At 66.2% G+C, this 17018-nt stretch carries 17 protein-coding genes; 13 read left to right on the top strand and 4 right to left on the bottom strand.

The window, feature by feature from the left end:
* Positions 1–6 precede the first annotated feature (6 nt).
* Both AC07S4_RS11315 and AC07S4_RS11320 read right to left on the bottom strand, forming a co-directional pair.
* On the bottom strand, positions 7–426 hold the full coding sequence (locus AC07S4_RS11315; RefSeq protein ID WP_161070834.1) for a YybH family protein: 420 nt from the start codon (positions 424–426) through the stop codon (positions 7–9).
* 24 nt (positions 427–450) lie between these two features.
* A complete protein-coding gene (locus tag AC07S4_RS11320) occupies positions 451–657 on the bottom strand; it encodes a zinc-finger domain-containing protein (protein ID WP_161070833.1) in 207 nt (68 codons plus the stop codon).
* A 152-nt stretch (positions 658–809) separates the two neighbouring features.
* Here AC07S4_RS11320 and AC07S4_RS11325 point away from each other — a divergent pair, with 152 nt between their 5' ends.
* The 13 genes from AC07S4_RS11325 to AC07S4_RS11385 all read left to right on the top strand — a co-directional run bounded on the left by AC07S4_RS11325 (position 810) and on the right by AC07S4_RS11385 (position 15069).
* Positions 810–1574, top strand: a complete 765-nt coding sequence (locus AC07S4_RS11325) for an AzlC family ABC transporter permease (RefSeq protein ID WP_494986742.1) — start codon at positions 810–812, stop codon at positions 1572–1574.
* Complete coding sequence (locus AC07S4_RS11330; RefSeq protein WP_494986743.1) at positions 1567–1899, top strand: AzlD domain-containing protein; 333 nt, start codon at positions 1567–1569, stop codon at positions 1897–1899. The genes AC07S4_RS11325 and AC07S4_RS11330 overlap by 8 nt, the downstream gene beginning before the upstream one ends.
* A gap of 63 nt (positions 1900–1962) precedes the next feature.
* Complete coding sequence (locus AC07S4_RS11335; RefSeq protein WP_494986744.1) at positions 1963–3177, top strand: phosphoglycerate kinase; 1215 nt, start codon at positions 1963–1965, stop codon at positions 3175–3177.
* A gap of 61 nt (positions 3178–3238) precedes the next feature.
* Positions 3239–4687, top strand: a complete 1449-nt coding sequence (gene pyk, locus AC07S4_RS11340) for a pyruvate kinase (protein WP_494986745.1) — start codon at positions 3239–3241, stop codon at positions 4685–4687.
* A 48-nt stretch (positions 4688–4735) separates the two neighbouring features.
* Positions 4736–5800 carry a class II fructose-bisphosphate aldolase gene (gene fba, locus AC07S4_RS11345; RefSeq protein WP_494986746.1) on the top strand — a complete coding sequence of 355 codons (1065 nt, stop codon included), beginning with the start codon at positions 4736–4738 and terminating at the stop codon, positions 5798–5800.
* Positions 5801–5917: 117 nt separating this feature from the next.
* Positions 5918–6811 carry a phosphoribosylaminoimidazolesuccinocarboxamide synthase gene (locus tag AC07S4_RS11350; protein WP_494986747.1) on the top strand — a complete coding sequence of 298 codons (894 nt, stop codon included), beginning with the start codon at positions 5918–5920 and terminating at the stop codon, positions 6809–6811.
* Between the two features lie 2 nt (positions 6812–6813).
* Entirely contained in the window at positions 6814–7317 is a 504-nt protein-coding gene (gene purE, locus AC07S4_RS11355; protein WP_494986748.1) for a 5-(carboxyamino)imidazole ribonucleotide mutase, read from the top strand.
* Between the two features lie 10 nt (positions 7318–7327).
* Complete coding sequence (locus AC07S4_RS11360; protein WP_494986749.1) at positions 7328–8533, top strand: 5-(carboxyamino)imidazole ribonucleotide synthase; 1206 nt, start codon at positions 7328–7330, stop codon at positions 8531–8533.
* Positions 8530–9708 (top strand): L-threonylcarbamoyladenylate synthase, encoded by a 1179-nt coding sequence (locus AC07S4_RS11365; protein WP_494986750.1) that lies wholly within the window; start codon positions 8530–8532, stop codon positions 9706–9708. Before AC07S4_RS11360 ends, AC07S4_RS11365 begins: the two co-directional genes overlap by 4 nt.
* Positions 9709–9760: 52 nt before the next feature.
* Positions 9761–11266, top strand: a complete 1506-nt coding sequence (locus tag AC07S4_RS11370; protein ID WP_494986751.1) for an alpha/beta hydrolase family protein — start codon at positions 9761–9763, stop codon at positions 11264–11266.
* 41 nt (positions 11267–11307) lie between these two features.
* Entirely contained in the window at positions 11308–12831 is a 1524-nt protein-coding gene (locus AC07S4_RS11375; protein WP_494986752.1) for an alpha/beta hydrolase family protein, read from the top strand.
* 153 nt (positions 12832–12984) lie between these two features.
* Positions 12985–14352 carry an SGNH/GDSL hydrolase family protein gene (locus AC07S4_RS11380; protein ID WP_494986753.1) on the top strand — a complete coding sequence of 456 codons (1368 nt, stop codon included), beginning with the start codon at positions 12985–12987 and terminating at the stop codon, positions 14350–14352.
* A 27-nt stretch (positions 14353–14379) separates the two neighbouring features.
* On the top strand, positions 14380–15069 hold the full coding sequence (locus AC07S4_RS11385; protein ID WP_494986754.1) for an OmpW/AlkL family protein: 690 nt from the start codon (positions 14380–14382) through the stop codon (positions 15067–15069).
* Positions 15070–15170: 101 nt separating this feature from the next.
* Here AC07S4_RS11385 and AC07S4_RS11390 read toward each other — a convergent pair whose 3' ends face one another.
* Both AC07S4_RS11390 and AC07S4_RS11395 read right to left on the bottom strand, forming a co-directional pair.
* Positions 15171–16355: an acyl-CoA dehydrogenase gene (locus AC07S4_RS11390; protein WP_494986755.1), complete on the bottom strand. Its 1185-nt coding sequence runs from the start codon at positions 16353–16355 to the stop codon at positions 15171–15173.
* A gap of 95 nt (positions 16356–16450) precedes the next feature.
* Entirely contained in the window at positions 16451–16954 is a 504-nt protein-coding gene (locus AC07S4_RS11395; RefSeq protein WP_494986756.1) for a flavin reductase family protein, read from the bottom strand.
* Between the last annotated feature and the right edge of the window lie 64 nt (positions 16955–17018).

A 17018-nucleotide genomic window follows, 5' to 3' on the forward strand; every position in this document is an offset into this window, starting at 1 on the left:
AGCGGCTCAGTGCAGCACCTGCGCCGGATTGTCCACGGGCACGGGGCCGGGCGCCACGGACACATGGCGCAATACGATGCGCCAGCCTTTCGGCGTTTTGATATAGACGTTGCTGGCCACCAGGTGGGCCGGCTCGCCGGTGGCGGCGGTCACACCTTCCACCACGGAGTGAATCGAGCTCATCAGGTTGTGGGTCTCGTGCAGCACGGCCGGCATGATGTGCAGGCCGCCGTGCTCGAGGATGATGGACCACGATTCGCGGATGGCGCGGTGCCCCACCAGGCGCGGACCGCCCGGGTGCACGCAGGCGATTTCCTCGTCGTCGGCCCACAGGGCCATCAGGGCGTCCACGTCGGCCCGGTTCAGCGCGTCGTAAAAGGCGGCTTCCACTTCGCTGGCGCTACCGTTTAATTGCTTTTTTGACATAGCGAACTCCGGGCCGGAATAAGATCAGTGATGGGCAACCACGGCGCCCGGCTTGAGGCGGTAGGCGGTGCCGCAGTACGGGCACTTGGCGACGCCGTCGTGATTGAACTCCAGGAACACGCGCGGGTGCGAGGACCACAGCGGCATGGCCGGGTTGGGGCAGTGGGCCGGCAGGTCTTTGCCGTCGAGTTCTACTGCGTTGGCGGCTGCTGGCTGGGTGGTGTTGCTCATCTTGGCGATCTCCGTGTAACGTAGGCTGAAAACACCGATTTTAACGGATTCGCGCAATTCCCAGAATCATCGGTAGAATAGCGCCTGATCTACAGTACCGGCCGCCTGCGTTCGTTTCTACTAAAACAACGCGCGCGTGGCAGGAAAACCACATGAACGAAGCCACTCCAGCCCCCGCCACTGTCGATGTTGCACGCCACGATGAAGCCTCCTGGCGCGAAGGCCTGAGGAGCGGCATTCCCACTTTGTTCGGCATCGGCGCCTGGGGCCTGGTGGTGGGCGTGGCCATGGTCAAGAGCGGGCTGACGGTGCCGCAGGCGCTGGGCATGACCTTGATGGCCTTCGCCGGCTCGGCCCAGCTGGCCTCGCTGCCGCTGATCGCGGCCGGCGCGCCGATTTGGGTCATCTTCCTGACCGCCATCGCCGTCAATCTGCGTTTCGTTATTTTCTCCGTCCTGCTGGCGCCGCATTTCGCCGGCCTGCCGTGGCGGCAGCGCTTCCTGCTCGGCTATTGTTCCGGCGACATGACCGCCGCCCTGTTCCTGCAGCGCTATCCCAGCGAAGCGCCGGTGGCGGGCAAGGTCTCTTACCTGAAAGGCCTGATGTACCCCAACTGGGCGGCCTGGCAGATCGGCTCCATCGCCGGCGTGCTGCTGGGCAGCACGGTGCCGGCCGAATGGGGCCTGGGCTTTGCCGGCACGCTGGCCATCATCTGCATCATGGTGCCGCTGACGGCCAGCCGGCCTGCCGTGTGCGGCGTGATCGTGGCCGGCGCGGTGGCGGTGGCCGGGGTCGGCCTGCCGTACAAGCTGGGCCTGCTGGCCGCCGTGGTGCTGGGCATGCTGACCGCCATGGCGGCCGAGGAACTGACGGAAAAACTGGGCCTGGGGCGCGCCAAGGACGGCAAGCATGGCTGACTGGGAAATCTGGCTCACCATCGTGGCGCTGGCGCTGGCCACCGCCGCCACGCGCGCCTCGTTCTGGCTGATCGGCCACCATATCACTATCCCGAAACGGGTGCACGAGGTGCTGCGCTACGCGCCGGCCTGCGCGCTGGCGGCCATCGTCGCGCCCGACCTGCTGCTGGCGCCGGGCGGCCAGGTGCATATCGGCCTGGACAATCTGAAACTGGTGTCCGGCGTGGTCGCCATCGCGTTTTACCTGGTGCGCCGTAACATGCTGGAAACCATCATTTTCGGCATGGCCTTCTTCACCGCCCTGAGACTGTTGCATATTTTCTAAGGGATTCGCATCCGGCGTTGCGGTAGAATAGCGGTCTTTCCAACCTTCGTCCTTTGGGTAGCCATGCAAGCTGTTCTGAACTTCATTCGTCTGCAAGATCTGATCGACCAACAAGCCCTGCAAGGCAAGCGCGTGTTCATCCGCGCCGACTTGAACGTGCCGCAAGACGACGCCGGCAACATCACTGAAGACACCCGCATCCGCGCCTCCGTGCCGGCCATCCGCGCCGCCGTTGCCGCTGGCGCCAAGGTCATGGTCACCTCGCACTTGGGCCGCCCGACCGAAGGCGAGTTCAAGCCGGAAGACAGCCTGGCGCCGGTCGCCAAGCGCCTGGCCGAACTGCTGGGCCAGCCGGTGGAACTGAAACAGAACTGGGTGGACGGCGCTGGCCTGGAAGGCCTGCAGGCCGGCCAGGTGGTGCTGCTGGAAAACGTCCGCGTGAACAAGGGCGAAAAGAAGAATGCGGACGAGCTGGCGCAGAAGATGGCAGCGCTGTGCGACGTCTACGTAAACGACGCCTTCGGCACCGCGCACCGCGCCGAAGCCTCCACCCACGGCATCGCCAAGTTCGCGCCGGTGGCGTGCGCCGGCCCGCTGCTGGCGGCCGAGCTGGACGCGCTGGGCAAGGCGCTGGGCGCCCCGGCCCGTCCGCTGCTGGCCATCGTGGCCGGTTCGAAAGTCTCGTCCAAGCTGTCCATCCTGAAGGCCCTGTCCGAGAAAGTGGACGGCCTGATCGTCGGCGGCGGCATCGCCAACACCTTCATGAAGGCCGTGGGCCTGAACATCGGCAAGTCGCTGGTGGAAAATGACCTGGTGGACGAAGCCAAGGCCATTATCGGCATCATGGCCGCGCGCGGCGCCGAAGTGCCGATTCCTGTGGACGTGGTGTGCGCCAAGGAGTTCTCGCCCACCGCAGCCGCCACAATCAAGGACGTGGCCGACGTGGCCGACGACGACATGATCCTGGACATCGGTCCCAAGACCGCGCAGCTGCTGGCGGCCAAGATCGCCGCGGCCGGCACCGTGGTGTGGAATGGTCCGGTCGGCGTGTTCGAGTTCGACCAGTTCGGCGAAGGCACCAAGACGCTGGCGCTGGCCATCGCCGGTTCCAAGGCCTATTCGATCGCAGGCGGCGGCGATACGCTGGCGGCGATTGCAAAATATGACATTACCGATAAAATTGGCTATATCTCGACCGGCGGCGGCGCTTTCCTGGAGTTCCTGGAAGGCAAAACCCTGCCGGCGGTCGATATCCTGACCCAGCGTTTCAACAAGTAATCCCCCGGCCCCCGCCCGCGCGGGGGCTTGTGCGTCGCGTCTCTCTTCGCTAAGGAACTCTATGTCCCGTGGTACCAAAATCGTCGCCACCATCGGCCCCGCTTCCACCGACTTCGGCATCCTGGTCAAAATGATACGGGCCGGCGTGGATGTGGTGCGCCTGAACTTCTCGCACGGCAAGGCGCAGGATCATATCGACCGCGCCGCGCTGGTGCGCCGCGCCGCCGCCGAGTGCGGCCGCGAAGTGGCGATCATGGCGGACATGCAGGGACCGAAAATCCGCATCGGCAAGTTTGAACAGGGCAAGATCGAACTGGCCAACGGCGACCAGTTCATCCTGGACGCCAAATGGGGCGAGAACGGCGAACTGGGCAACCAGGAGCGCGTGGGCCTGGACTACAAATCGCTGCCGACCGATGTGCGTTCCGGCGACGTGCTGCTGCTGAACGACGGCCTGATCGTGCTGATCGTGGACCGCATCGCGGGCAGCGAAATCCACACCACCGTGAAAATCGGCGGCGAGCTGTCCAACAACAAGGGCATCAACCGCCAGGGCGGCGGCCTGACCGCGCCGGCCCTGACCGCCAAGGACATGGAAGACATCAAGACCGCGATGAGCTTCCAGTGCGACTACCTGGCCATCTCCTTCCCGAAAAACGCCACCGATATGGCGATGGCGCGCCAGCTGGCCAATATCGCCGGCGAGCCTTACCGCCACAAGCCGATGATGATCGCCAAGATCGAGCGCGCCGAAGCGATCCCCGCGCTGCAGGAGATCCTGGACGCGTCCGACGGCATCATGGTGGCGCGCGGCGACCTGGCCGTGGAAGTGGGCAACGCCGCCGTGCCGGCGCTGCAGAAGCGCATGATCAAGATGGCGCGCGAATCGAACAAGCTGGCCATCACCGCGACCCAGATGATGGAGTCCATGATCGTCAACGCGGTGCCGACCCGCGCCGAAGTGTCCGACGTGGCGAACGCCGTGCTGGACGGCACCGACGCCGTCATGACCTCGGCCGAAACGGCCTCCGGCAAATACCCGATCGAGACCGTGGAAATGATGGCCGCGATCTGCGTCGAGGCCGAGCAATCCGAATACAACAAACTGGACGCCGATTTCCTCAACGTCCGCTTCACCCGCATCGACCAGTCCATCGCCTACGGCGCGCTGTTCACCGCGCACCATTTGCGCGTGAAGGCCATCGTGGCGCTGACCGAGTCCGGCTCCACCGCCCTGTGGATGAGCCGCCACAGCATCGACACGCCGATTTTCGCCCTCACGCCGAGCGTGGCCACCGCCCGCAAAGCCTCGCTGTACCGCAATGTGCGCGCCTACGAACTGGCGCAGGGCGCCGACAGTTCGGTGGTGCTGAAACAGGCCGAAGACCTGCTGGTGGAATACGGCATCGTCAAGAAGGGCGACATGATCGTGGTCACCTGGGGCGAACCCATGGGCCAGGTGGGCGGCACCAATGCATTGAAGATAGTGAAGGTAGGCGAATTTTCCTGAAAATCCGCCGGCCCCCGTACCGATTTTTTTATTGTTTGGAGTAATACCATGTCCCTCGTATCCATGCGTCAGCTGCTGGACCATGCCGCCGAAAACGGCTATGGCATCCCCGCCTTCAACGTCAACAACCTGGAGCAGGTGCAGGCCATCATGGCCGCCGCCGATGCCCTGAACAGCCCGGTCATCATGCAAGCGTCGGCCGGCGCCCGCAAATACGCAGGCGAAGCCTTCCTGCGCCACCTGATCGACGCCGCCGTCGAAGCCTACCCGCACATCCCTGTCGTCATGCACCAGGACCACGGCCAGTCGCCGGCGGTCTGCATGGCCGCGATCCGCTCCGGCTTCACCTCGGTGATGATGGACGGCTCGCTGGAAGCGGACGGCAAGTCGGTCGCGTCCTACGAGTACAACGTGGACGTGTCGAAAGAGGTGGTCAAGTTCTCGCACGCCATCGGCGTGACGGTGGAAGCCGAACTGGGCGTGCTCGGTTCGCTGGAAACCATGAAGGGCGACAAGGAAGACGGCCACGGCGCCGAAGGCACCATGACCCGCGAAATGCTGCTGACCGACGTGGCCCAGGCCGCCGACTTCGTGCAGCGCACCCAGTGCGACGCGCTGGCCATCGCCATCGGCACCTCGCACGGCGCCTACAAGTTCACCCGCAAGCCGACCGGCGACATCCTGGCCATCGACCGCATCAAGGAAATCCACGCCCGCATCCCGAACACCCACCTGGTGATGCACGGTTCCTCGTCGGTGCCGCAGGAACTGCTGGCCATCATCCGCGAATTCGGCGGCGACATGAAGGAAACCTACGGCGTTCCTGTTGAAGAGATCCAGGAAGGCATCCGTCACGGCGTGCGCAAGATCAACATCGACACCGACATCCGCCTGGCCATGACCGCCGCCGTGCGCAAGTACATGTTCGAGAACCCATCGAAGTTCGACCCGCGCGACTTCCTCAAGCCGGCCCGCGCCGCTGCGGAAGAAGTGGTGCGCGCGCGCTTCCTGGCGTTCGGCTGCGAAGGCCAGGCCGGCAAGATCAAGCCGCTGGCGCTGGACAAAATGGCCGAGCGTTACAAGGCCGGCGCCCTGGCGCAGATTGTGAAGTAAAATTCTGTCTGGAACGGGCCGAGCTTATGTCTCGGCCCGATTTTCTTGACCGGCGGGCATGCATACCCGTGCGCCGGTTTCGCTTTATCTTTGCGTTATCTTTCCTCTCCCCCCGCTATGAACAGCCTTTACCAATCCTCCATCAAGTCCCTGCCACTGCTCGGCCACGGCAAAGTCCGCGACAACTACGCTGTCGGCGACGACAAGATTCTGATCGTCACCACCGACCGCCTGTCGGCCTTCGACGTCGTCATGAACGAACCGATTCCCGGCAAGGGCATGGTCCTGAACCAGATGAGCGACTTCTGGTTCGAGAAACTGGGCCACATCGTGCCTAACCACCTGACCGGCGTTGCGCCCGAGTCCGTGGTGGCCGCCGATGAGGTGGAGCAGGTCAAAGGCCGCGCTGTGGTGGCCAAGCGCCTCAAGCCCATCATGGTGGAGGCGGTGGTGCGCGGCTACATCATCGGTTCGGGCTGGAAGGACTACCAGGACACCGGCAGCATCTGCGGCATCAAGCTGCCGGCCGGCCTGAAGCAGGCCGAGAAGCTGCCTGAACCGCTGTTCACCCCGGCCGCCAAGGCCGACCTGGGCGAGCACGACGAGAACATCAGCTTTGCCGACATGGAAAGCCGCATCGGCGCCGAACTGGCCGCCAAGATGCGCGACGTCAGCATCGCGCTGTACAAGGCGGCGTCCGAGTACGCCGCCACCAAGGGCATCATCATCGCCGACACCAAGTTCGAATTCGGCCTGGACGAAAACGGCGTCATGCACCTGATGGACGAAGTGCTGACCGCCGACTCGTCGCGTTTCTGGCCTGCCGACTCCTACCAGCCCGGCATGTCGCCGCCGTCGTTCGACAAGCAGTTCGTGCGCGACTACCTGGAGACCCTGACCTGGGGCAAAACCGCACCGGCGCCCGCGCTGCCGGCGGACGTCATCAACAAGACCCAGGCCAAGTATTTCGAAGCCATTGAACGCCTGACCGGCGAGAAGCTGAAGGTATAAGCATGGCCGACCAGAACAAACCCCTGGTTGGCGTCATCATGGGCTCGTCTTCGGACTGGGACGTGATGCAGAATGCCGTGGCCATCCTCAAGCAGTTCGGCGTGCCGTTTGAAGCGCAAGTCATTTCCGCGCACCGCATGCCGGACGAGATGTACGCCTACGCCAAGAGCGCCCGCGCGCGCGGCCTGCGCGCCATCATCGCCGGCGCCGGCGGCGCGGCCCACCTGCCCGGCATGGTGGCCGCCATGACCATCGTGCCGGTGCTGGGCGTGCCGGTGCCGTCCAAATACCTGCGCGGCGAAGACTCGCTGCTGTCCATCGTGCAGATGCCCAAGGGCGTGCCGGTGTCCACCTTCGCCATCGGCGAAGCGGGCGCCGCCAACGCCGCGCTGACGGCCGTGGCCATCATCGCCGGCACCGACGACGCGCTGGCGGACAAGCTGGAAGCCTTCCGCGCCACGCAGACCGACGCCGCCAAGGCCATGACTTTACCGCTTGCGAATTAATGCCTAAACAATGAGTAAATCTTCACCGCAGCAGTTTACGCCCTTCCTGCCCAGCGCCAATCCGCAAGCCTGGCTGGGCGTGATGGGCGGCGGCCAGCTGGGCCGCATGTTCGCGCACGCCGCGCAAAGCATGGGCTACCAGGTGGCCGTGCTGGAACCGTCCGACGACTGCCCGGCAGGGCAGGTCGCGCAGCGCCTCATCAACGCCGGCTACAGCGACGGCCAGGGCCTGGATGTGCTGGCGGCGCAGTGCTTCGCCGTCACCACCGAGTTTGAGAACGTGCCCGCCGACAGCCTGTCGCGGCTGTCGCAGCACGTGTTCGTGGCGCCGGACGCGCATGGCGTGTCGGTGGCGCAGGACCGCATCGCCGAGAAAAGCTTCTTTGTCGGCTGCGCGGCCAAGTCCGGCGTGCAGCCCGCGCCGCACAAGGTGATCGCCTCGCTGGCGGATATCGACGCCATCGGCGACGAGCTGCTGCCGGGCATCCTGAAAACCGTGCGCATGGGCTACGACGGCAAGGGCCAGGTGCGCGTGCGCTCCCGCGAGGACGTGCGCGCCGCCTTCGACGGCATGGGGCAGGTGACCTGCTTGCTGGAGAAGATGCTGCCGCTGGCCTATGAAGTGTCGGTGCTGACCGCGCGCGGCGCGGACGGCCAGTCGGTGGTCTACCCGATCGCCGAGAACGTGCACCGCGACGGCATCCTGTTCACCACCACCGTGCCCGGCCCCAACGTGTCGGACGACTGCGCGAAGAAGGCGCAGGCGGCGGCGCAGGCCATCGTGGCCGAGCTGGGCTATGTGGGCGTGCTGTGCATCGAGTTCTTCGTGCTGGAAGACGGTTCGCTGGTGGTCAATGAAATGGCGCCGCGTCCGCACAACAGCGGGCACTACACCATGGACGCCTGCGTCACCAGCCAGTTCGCGCAGCAGGTGCGCGCCATGGCGCGCCTGCCGCTGGGCGACGTGCGCCAGCATTCGCCGGCCGTCATGCTCAACATCCTGGGCGACGTGTGGTTCACCGACGATACCGAGGCCACGCGCGAGCCGGCCTGGGACCAGGTGCTGGCGCTGCCGGGCGCCAATCTGCACCTGTACGGCAAGGACGACCCGCGCCGCGCACGCAAGATGGGCCACCTGACCTTTGTCGCGCCCACGCTGGCGGAAGCGCAGCGGCAGCTGAACGCCGCCTGCGCCATCCTGGGCATCGCGCCGTGAGCGGCGGGGTAAGCCCGGGCGGCGCTGCCGCCGGCGAGGCCGGCATCGACGTGGCGGCCATCCGCGCCGCCGCCGTGTTGCTGGAGGTGGGCAAGCTGGTGGCTTTCCCCACCGAGACCGTGTACGGCCTCGGTGCGGACGCCGAAAACCCGCAGGCCGTGGCGGCCATCTACGCCGCCAAGGGCCGCCCGCAGGACCATCCCGTCATCGTGCACATTGCGCCGGGCGCCGACATCGGCTACTGGTGCAGCGACATCCCGGCCGAAGCCTACAAGCTGGCCGAGGCCTTCTGGCCCGGCCCGCTGACCATGATACTCAAGCGTAACGCCCACATTCCAGACGCCGTCTCCGGCGGCCAGGACACGGTGGGCATGCGCTGCCCGTCGCACCCGGTTGCCATCGCCCTGCTGAGCGCCTTCAAGGGAGGCAAGGGCGGCGTGGCGGCGCCGTCGGCCAACAAGTTCGGCAACGTCAGCCCCACCACCGCGCAGCACGTGCGCGACGAGTTCGGCGCCATGGTGCTGGACGAGGCGGAAGCGGCCGAAGCCGCCGCCCACGCCTACGCCGCCGCCATCACGGCGCGCATGGCCGATCCGGCCGAGGCCGAGGCTGGCGCGGGCCATACCGGTGCCGCCGCCGCTGCCGCGCTGCGCCTGGCCGTGCTCGACGGCGGCTCCAGCCAGGTCGGCATCGAATCGACCATCCTCGACCTGTCGCGCCTGGCCACGCACGGCCCGGTGCTGCTGCGCCCCGGCCACATCGGCGCGCAGGACATTGCCGACGTGATCGGCGCCATGCCCAACCTGCCAGACCAGACCGCCCCGCGCGCCTCCGGCACGCTGGAATCGCACTACGCCCCCAAAGCCCCGGTCGCCCTGTGCGACGGCGCCGCGCTGGCGGATACGCTGGCCAGGCTGGCCGCCAAGGGCCGCAAAGCCGCCGTCATTCACTACTCGGCCTTGCCCCAGGCAGCAGCGCACCAGCACATGCCGTCCGACGCCGCCGGCTACGCCTTCGGCCTGTACGCCGCGCTGCGCGCGATGGACCAGACCGGCGCCGAACTCATCCTGGTGGAAACGCCGCCACAGCACGACGCATGGCTTGGCGTCAACGATCGATTACGGCGCGCAGCATTCGGTTCTTCTGGTATTGTTGAGTCGTTCCTGCAATCCTGACGGAACCACGCCGGCGCTGGTCCGGCGCGCATAACGGGTAGAGGAGGTCGCCATGACCCGAACCTTGTATGCCTGGCTGGCGCTGGCGTTGGCGCTGCCCCTTGCGCTGCCACCTGCGCTGGTTTCGGCCCAGGCCCCGGCGCAAGCCTCGGCCGGGCCCGCCGTGCCCCCGCGCGGCGCACTGCTCGCCGGTCCCACCCCCGTCCCCATCGACATCATCAGCGAAACGGTCGACAAGCTCGAACCGGCCTTGCTGCGCAGCCTGCTGAAACGGCGCGACGGCCTGCTGGCCGTCACCGGCGAGCCGCGCTGCGCCATCGCCATCCACAGCCTGCGCTACCAGACCGTGGGCGGGCAGGGCGAACCGGCCGACGCCGGCGCCGTCGTCATGCTGCCCTCCGGCCCCGGCCCGCAATGCAGCGGCCCCCGTCCCGTGCTGCTGTACGCCCACGGCACCGTGCTCGACAAAACCTTCAGCATGGCCCGCTTGAACGGCGAAGCGCGTTTGATCGCCTCCATGTTCGCCGCCCAGGGCTACATCGTGGTCGCGCCCGACTACGCGGGCTACGGCAGCTCCAGCCTGCCCTACCACCCCTACCTGAACGCCGACCAGCAAGCCAGCGACATGGTGGACGCGCTGCGCGCCGCGCGCATCGCCTACGCCATGCTGGGCGTGCAGGCCGCGCCGCAGCTCTTCCTCACCGGCTACTCGCAGGGCGGCTTCGTGGCGCTGGCCACCCAGCGCGCCATCCAGCAGCAGCACAGCGGCGAATTCAGCGTGACCGCCACGGCCGCGCTGTCCGGCCCCTACGCGCTGGCCCACATGGCCGACGACATCTTCAGCGGCCGGCCCAACACCGGCGTCACCTCCTATCTTCCCCTGCTCACCACCTCCGGCCAGCGCGCCGGCGCCGCCCTGTACAGCGCCCCGGAAGACCTGTACGAGGCGCGCTACGCCAGCGGCATAGAAAGCCTGCTGCCCAACAAGGTGCGGCTGGACGACCTGGTCAGCAAAGGCAAGCTGCCCAAGGGCGCGCTGTTCGCGCGCGACTCGCAGCCGCAGGCGGCCGACGCCTCCGCCTTCTTCGCCGACCGCAACCTGGTGCGCACCAGCTACCGCAACGCCTATCTGCTGGACATGGCCAGCAATCCTTGCGAACTGGACCCGGCCCAGCCGCTGGCGTGCGCGCCGCAGCACACGCTGCGCAAATGGATGCGCAGGAACGACCTGCGCAACTACACGCCGTCTTCGCCGCTGATGCTGTGCGGCGGAGCGCGGGACCCGGTGGTGCCGTTCGCCAACACCACCGCCACCTACGCCTACTTCAAGGCCCACGGCGCCGCGCCGGTGCTGGTCGATCTGGAAAGCCAGCAGCCGGACGATGCGTATTTGCCGTTCAAACAAGCTTTCGCGCACGAACGCGACACGATGCGGGCCGATGCTGTCAAAAAGGGCAATGATGCTGTCAAGGCAGTGTCCGATCGCTACCACAGCCGGCTGGCTGCGCAGTACTGCCTGATGGCCGCCCGCAGCTTTTTCCAGTCTTCAATACCCTGAACCTGCTATGCTGATTTGACGGCGGAATCAGCGGAGTTCAGATGTTTTACCAGAAAGTTACCATCTCTTTAATACTGGCGGTCCTGGCCGCCGGTTGCGGCGGCGGCAGCGCCGGCAATGGCGGCGTGACCGCGCCCGGCAGCACCAGCCCGGTGGTGATCGCGCCTCCGCCCCCGGCTCCGCCGCCTTCGCTGCGCGGCAACCTGGTGGGCGGCCCGGCCGCCGTCGCCGCCTACGAGCCGCAGGCCCTCAAGCAACTGCTCGACAGCGCGCAAAGCGGCACCAGCGGCATTACCAGCACGCCCGTGTGCGCCGTCGGCGTGCACACCGTGCGCTACCACACCATAGGCTCGGCCGGCGAAGACACCGAAGCCAGCGCCGCCGTCATGCTGCCCTCCGGCGCCGACCCGGCCTGCAGCGGCCCGCGCCCGGTGCTGCTCTACGCGCACGGCACCTCGCCGCTGAAGTCCTACGATATGAGCAAGCTCGACGGCACCGAGGCGCGCCTGATCGCCGCCATCTTCGCGGCCCAGGGCTTTATCGTGGTCGCGCCCAACTACGCGGGCTATGCCGGCTCCACGCTGGCCTACCACGCCTACCTGGACGGCGAGCAGCAATCGGCCGACATGGTGGACGGCCTGCGCGCCGCGCGCGCCGTGTTCAGCCAGCTCGGCGCCAACGCCTCGGCCAAGCTCTACGTCACCGGCTATTCGCAGGGCGGCTACGTGGCGCTGGCCACCCAGCGCGCCATGCAGACCCGCCACGCCGCCGAGTTCGGCGTGACGGCGGCGGCCGGACTGTCCGGCCCCTATGCGCTGCTCAAGTTCGGCGACACCATCTTCGGCGGCGCGCCCACGCTGGGCGCCACCGCCTTCGTGCCCATGCTGGTCAACGCCGGCCAGCACGCCGGCGCGGCGCTGTACGCCAGCCCCGGCGACATCTACGAAACGCGCTACGCCAGCGGCATCGAGAACCTGCTGCCGGGCACCGTGGGCCTGGGCGAACTGGCCAGCCTGGGCAAACTGCCCGCCAGCGCGCTGTTCGCCTGGAACTCGGTCCCGCAAGCGGCCGGCAGCAAGGAATTCTTCAACGACGGCAACCTGATACGCACCAGCTACCGCGACGGCTACACCGCCGACATGCAGTTGCGTCCCTGCGACATAGCCGGCAGCGATCCGCTGGCCTGCACGCCGGCGCACGCGCTGCGGCTGTGGCTGAAAAAAAACGATCTGCGCAGCTACGCCCCGGCCGCGCCGCTACTGTTGTGTGGCGGCGACGCCGATCCGCTGGTTCCCTACTACAACACCAACGCAGCGGCCGACTATTTTCGGGCCAAAAATCCGGGCGGCACGCTGCACGTGGTCAACGTCGATTCCACGCCCTCGCTGTTCGGCGACGACTACTCCCAGCCCAAACTGGGCTTCCTCGCCGCCAAAGCCGCAGTGCGGGCCAATGCCGCCATCAGCGGCGGCTCGGGCGACGCCGCCGTGCGCGACGCCTACCATGCCGGACTGGTGGCGCCGTTCTGCCTGCGCGCCGCGCGCGACTTCTTCCGTGCCCGCTGAAAATGCCTGAAAATAACGCTTTTGTGCATTAGGCGAAACTGCCCAATTTACAAAATTGCGCTATACATACGCCGCTCGGGCTGGCATATTAGTTGGGTAGCGAATAGCACGCCCGTGCGTTTAAAACAAGAACATTATTTTTCAGGAGACACAATGCGTCACACCAAACTCGCCCTGGCAGTTATGGCCTCGGCAATTCTGGCCGCATGCGGCAGCGGCAGCCCAGCCGGCGGCGACCAAACCCTCAAAGTCAAATTCGCATCCCAGGTATCGTTCGGCGACAGCCTGTCCGACGTGGGCAGCTACAACGTCGGCACCGTGCAAGCGCTGGGCGGCGGCAAATTCACCATCAACGGCAACAACACGGCGGCCAATCCTGCGCTGACCGGCAAGATCTGGATCGAGCTGCTGGCCGCGCAATTCGGCCTGCCTGCGCCTTGCGCGGCACAGACCGGCCTGGACGGCAACGCCGCCAAGGGCTTCAGCGTACCTGTCGTCAACCGCGCCGGCTGCTACGCCTACGGCCAGGGCGGCGCGCGCGTCACCAATCCTATCGGCGAAGGCAACAAAGCCGCCGGCAGCGAACTGGGCGCACTGACCGTGCCGGTCGTCACCCAGGTGAAGAACCACCTGGCCGCAGTGGGCGGCAAGTTCAAGGGCGACGAGATCGTCTTCATGTGGGGCGGCAACAACGACCTGCTGGTCAACCTGGGCGCGCTGTCGGCAGCCGCCACCGCCGCCGGTACCGCCGCCGGCAACACGGCTTTCGGCACCAGCCTGGTCGGCCAGCTGGCCGCCGGCGCCACCAATCCGCAAACTGCCGCCGCCTCCATCGGCCTGGCCCTGGCCACCGAAAGCGCACGTCCCGGCCACACCGACACCTCCGTGGTGACCGCCGCCGTGACCGCCGCTGTACTGGCCGGCAACAAGAGCGCTGCCGTACCGGCCACCCAGGCAGCCATCGTCGACAAAGCCAAGGCTGACGGCGCCGCCGCCGGCGCCAAAGCCGGCGCCGACTACGCCGCCGCCAACGGCCCGGCGCTGGTGCCGCTGATGGTCACCGCCGCCAAAGACGTGGTGGCGCTGGTGAAGAACCAGCTGCTGGCCAACGGCGCCAAATACGTGGTGGTCAACAACATTCCCGACGTGGCCAACACGCCGTCCGGCCTGGCGCAGTCCGAATCGTCGCGCGCGCTGATCAACGCCATGGTGAAAGCCTTCAACGACGTCATCGCCGCCGACCTGGCCGGCATGGACACCGTGCTGCTGATCGACACCTTCTCGGAAAACCACAACCAGGCCACCAATCCTGCGCCCTATGGCCTGACCAATGTCAAGGAAACCGCCTGCGACCTGACGAAGAACCCGCTGGGCAACTCGCTGGGATGCAACGCCACCAACCTGAAAACTGGCGACGTCAGCCACTACGCCTACGCCGACACCGTCCACCCGACCCCGTTCCTGCACACGCTGCTGGCGCGCTTCGTGGCTGAAAAAATGGTCGTAAAAGGCTGGCTGTAATCACTGCATTCCTGGAGACATAATAAGATGAAAATTCGTATCAATACCGCAGTGAAAGCGCTGGCCCTGGCCGCCGCAATGGGCGCCGCGTCGGGCGCCTCGGCGCAGGCAGCAGGCGAGTGGGTGGTGAAGGCCGGCCTGAACAAGATCACCCCCAAGGTCAAGAGCGGCAACGTGAGCGCCCCGGCGCTGCCGGAAAGCCGTGCCGACATCGGCGCCGACACCCAGCCGGTGTTCACCATCGGCCGCATGCTGACCGACAACTTCTCGGTCGAGCTGGACCTGGGCGTGCCGTACAAGCACAAGATCTACGGTTCGGGTTCGCTGGAAGGCACCGGCCAGCTGGCCAGCTCGGAAGTGCTGCCGCCGACCGTTTTCCTGCAATACCACCTGTTCGAGCCGAGCGCCAAGTTCCGTCCCTACGCCGGCTTGGGCGTGACCTACGCCTACTTCCGCAGCGAAACCGGTTCCGGCCAGCTGACCGCGCTGCTGAACCCGGGCGGCCCGCCGTCGACCTTCTCGATGAAAAACAAATGGGCCGCCAGCGCCCAGCTGGGCGTGTCGATGGCCATCAACGAGAAATGGTTTGCGGACATCAACGTGGTCAAGACCAAGCTGAAGACCTCGGCCCGCTACTCCACCGGCCAGACCATGGACGCCGCGCTGGACCCGCTGGCCGTCGGCGTCACGGTCGGCTACCACTTCTCCGGCTTCTAAGCGCGTAAAAAAACCGCCGTCAAGGCGGTTGCTCTGAACCAATAAGGGGTCAGGGTTAATTAATTTAGCAACTAAATTAATTAACCCTGACCCCTTTTTTCTTATTGGAAAGCCTGGATGCCGGTCTGGGCGCGGCCGAGGATGAGGGCGTGGATGTCGTGCGTGCCTTCGTAGGTGTTGACCACTTCCAGGTTGACCATGTGGCGGATGACGCCGAATTCGTCGGAGATGCCGTTGCCGCCCAGCATGTCACGCGCGACGCGGGCGATGTCCAGCGATTTGCCGCAGGAGTTGCGCTTCATCATGGAGGTGATCTCGACGGCGGCAGTGCCGGCGTCCTTCATGCGTCCCAGCTGCAAACAGCCTTGCAGGCCCAGCGTGATTTCGGTCTGCATGTCAGCCAGCTTTTTCTGCACCAGCTGGTTGGCGGCCAGCGGACGGCCGAACTGCTGGCGGTCCATGGTGTACTGGCGCGCGGTGTGCCAGCACGCTTCGGCCGCGCCCAGCGCGCCCCAGGCGATGCCGTAGCGCGCCGAATTGAGGCAGGTGAACGGGCCTTTCAGGCCGCGCACGTCCGGGAAGGCGTTTTCTTCCGGGCAGAACACGTTGTCCATCACGATTTCGCCGGTGACCGAGGCGCGCAGGCCGAATTTGCCGTGGATGGCGGGCGCGCTCAGGCCGGCCATGCCTTTTTCCAGCACGAAGCCGCGGATCGCGCCTTCGTCGTCCTTGGCCCACACCACGAACACGTCCGCCACCGGGGAATTGGTGATCCACATCTTGGCGCCGGACAGGGCGTAGCCGCCCGGCACCTTCCTGGCGCGGGTGATCATGGAGCCGGGGTCGGAACCGTGGTTGGGCTCGGTCAGGCCGAAGCAGCCTATCCATTCGCCGGTGGCCAGCTTGGGCAGGTATTTCTGCTTCTGCGCCTCGGTGCCGAATTCGAAGATGGGCACCATCACCAGCGACGATTGCACGCTCATCATGGAGCGGTAGCCGGAGTCCACGCGCTCGACTTCGCGCGCGATCAGGCCGTAGCTGACGTAGTTCAGGCCGGGGCCGCCGTACTGGTCCGGTATGGTGGGGCCCAGCAGGCCCAGCTCGCCCATCTCGCGGAAGATGGTGGTGTCCATGCGCTCGTGGCGGAACGCTTCCAGGATGCGCGGGGCCAGCTTGTCCTGGCAGTAGGCGGCGGCGGCGTCGCGCACCATGCGCTCTTCGCTGGTCAGCTGGTCGTTCAGCAGCAGGGGGTCGTCCCAGTGGAATTGCGCGCGGGATTGGCTCATGGTGTGTCCTGGTCTCGGGTTATGTGAATGATCCCAGCATTCTAAGACGCCGGCCCGCGCCCGGCTTTTCAAATGGCGACACCAATTTCCGTTTTTTAGCCCAGGCTGCGGAAGCCGCCGCCGTGGAACACCAGCGGCGCCTGCGGCGAGAATTCGCAGTGCTCCACTTCGCCCACGAAGATCACGTGGTCGCCTTCCGGGTAGCGGCTGCGGTTGTGGCATTCGAACCAGGCCACGGCGCCCTTCAGGATGGGCTGGCCGGTGCGCGACAGCTCGTACTCGGCGCTGGCCCACGGGTCCTCGCCCCGGCTGGAGAACAGCTTGGCCAGGTGGGCCTGGCCGGCGTTGAGCACATTGATCACGTAGTGCGAGTTGCCGGTGAAGATGGGCAGGCTGTTGGCGCCGTTGGCCAGGCTCCACAGCACCAGCGGCGGGTCCAGCGAGACGGAATTGAAGGAGCTGGCGGTCAGGCCGCGGAAAGTGCCGTCGGCCAGGCGGGTGGTGATGACGGTGACGCCGGTGGCGAACTGGGACAACGCCTGGCGAAAATGCGGCGTATCGAATTCACGCGAGTCGGCGCGGGGGGAGCTAATATTCATTGGAAACCTGTAATTTCCAACATTATGCCAAAGAATAGGAGCGCATATCATTTGAAGGTGCATG

The sequence above is a fragment of the Pseudoduganella sp. GW821-FHT05F09 genome (assembly GCF_059419605.1).

Excerpts from the sequence above, each read along its gene's own strand:
- AC07S4_RS11335 (WP_494986744.1), top strand. The coding sequence starts at position 1,963 with ATGCAAGCTGTTCTGAACTTCATTCGTCTGCAAGATCTGATCGACCAA.
- AC07S4_RS11390 (WP_494986755.1), bottom strand. The coding sequence starts at position 16,355 with ATGAGCCAATCCCGCGCGCAATTCCACTGGGACGACCCCCTGCTGCTG.
- AC07S4_RS11375 (WP_494986752.1), top strand. The coding sequence starts at position 11,308 with ATGTTTTACCAGAAAGTTACCATCTCTTTAATACTGGCGGTCCTGGCC.
- fba (WP_494986746.1), top strand. The coding sequence starts at position 4,736 with ATGTCCCTCGTATCCATGCGTCAGCTGCTGGACCATGCCGCCGAAAAC.
- AC07S4_RS11370 (WP_494986751.1), top strand. The coding sequence starts at position 9,761 with ATGACCCGAACCTTGTATGCCTGGCTGGCGCTGGCGTTGGCGCTGCCC.
- AC07S4_RS11330 (WP_494986743.1), top strand. The coding sequence starts at position 1,567 with ATGGCTGACTGGGAAATCTGGCTCACCATCGTGGCGCTGGCGCTGGCC.
- AC07S4_RS11325 (WP_494986742.1), top strand. The coding sequence starts at position 810 with ATGAACGAAGCCACTCCAGCCCCCGCCACTGTCGATGTTGCACGCCAC.
- pyk (WP_494986745.1), top strand. The coding sequence starts at position 3,239 with ATGTCCCGTGGTACCAAAATCGTCGCCACCATCGGCCCCGCTTCCACC.
- AC07S4_RS11385 (WP_494986754.1), top strand. The coding sequence starts at position 14,380 with ATGAAAATTCGTATCAATACCGCAGTGAAAGCGCTGGCCCTGGCCGCC.
- purE (WP_494986748.1), top strand. The coding sequence starts at position 6,814 with ATGGCCGACCAGAACAAACCCCTGGTTGGCGTCATCATGGGCTCGTCT.
- AC07S4_RS11360 (WP_494986749.1), top strand. The coding sequence starts at position 7,328 with ATGAGTAAATCTTCACCGCAGCAGTTTACGCCCTTCCTGCCCAGCGCC.
- AC07S4_RS11350 (WP_494986747.1), top strand. The coding sequence starts at position 5,918 with ATGAACAGCCTTTACCAATCCTCCATCAAGTCCCTGCCACTGCTCGGC.
- AC07S4_RS11315 (WP_161070834.1), bottom strand. The coding sequence starts at position 426 with ATGTCAAAAAAGCAATTAAACGGTAGCGCCAGCGAAGTGGAAGCCGCC.
- AC07S4_RS11320 (WP_161070833.1), bottom strand. The coding sequence starts at position 657 with ATGAGCAACACCACCCAGCCAGCAGCCGCCAACGCAGTAGAACTCGAC.
- AC07S4_RS11395 (WP_494986756.1), bottom strand. The coding sequence starts at position 16,954 with ATGAATATTAGCTCCCCCCGCGCCGACTCGCGTGAATTCGATACGCCG.
- AC07S4_RS11380 (WP_494986753.1), top strand. The coding sequence starts at position 12,985 with ATGCGTCACACCAAACTCGCCCTGGCAGTTATGGCCTCGGCAATTCTG.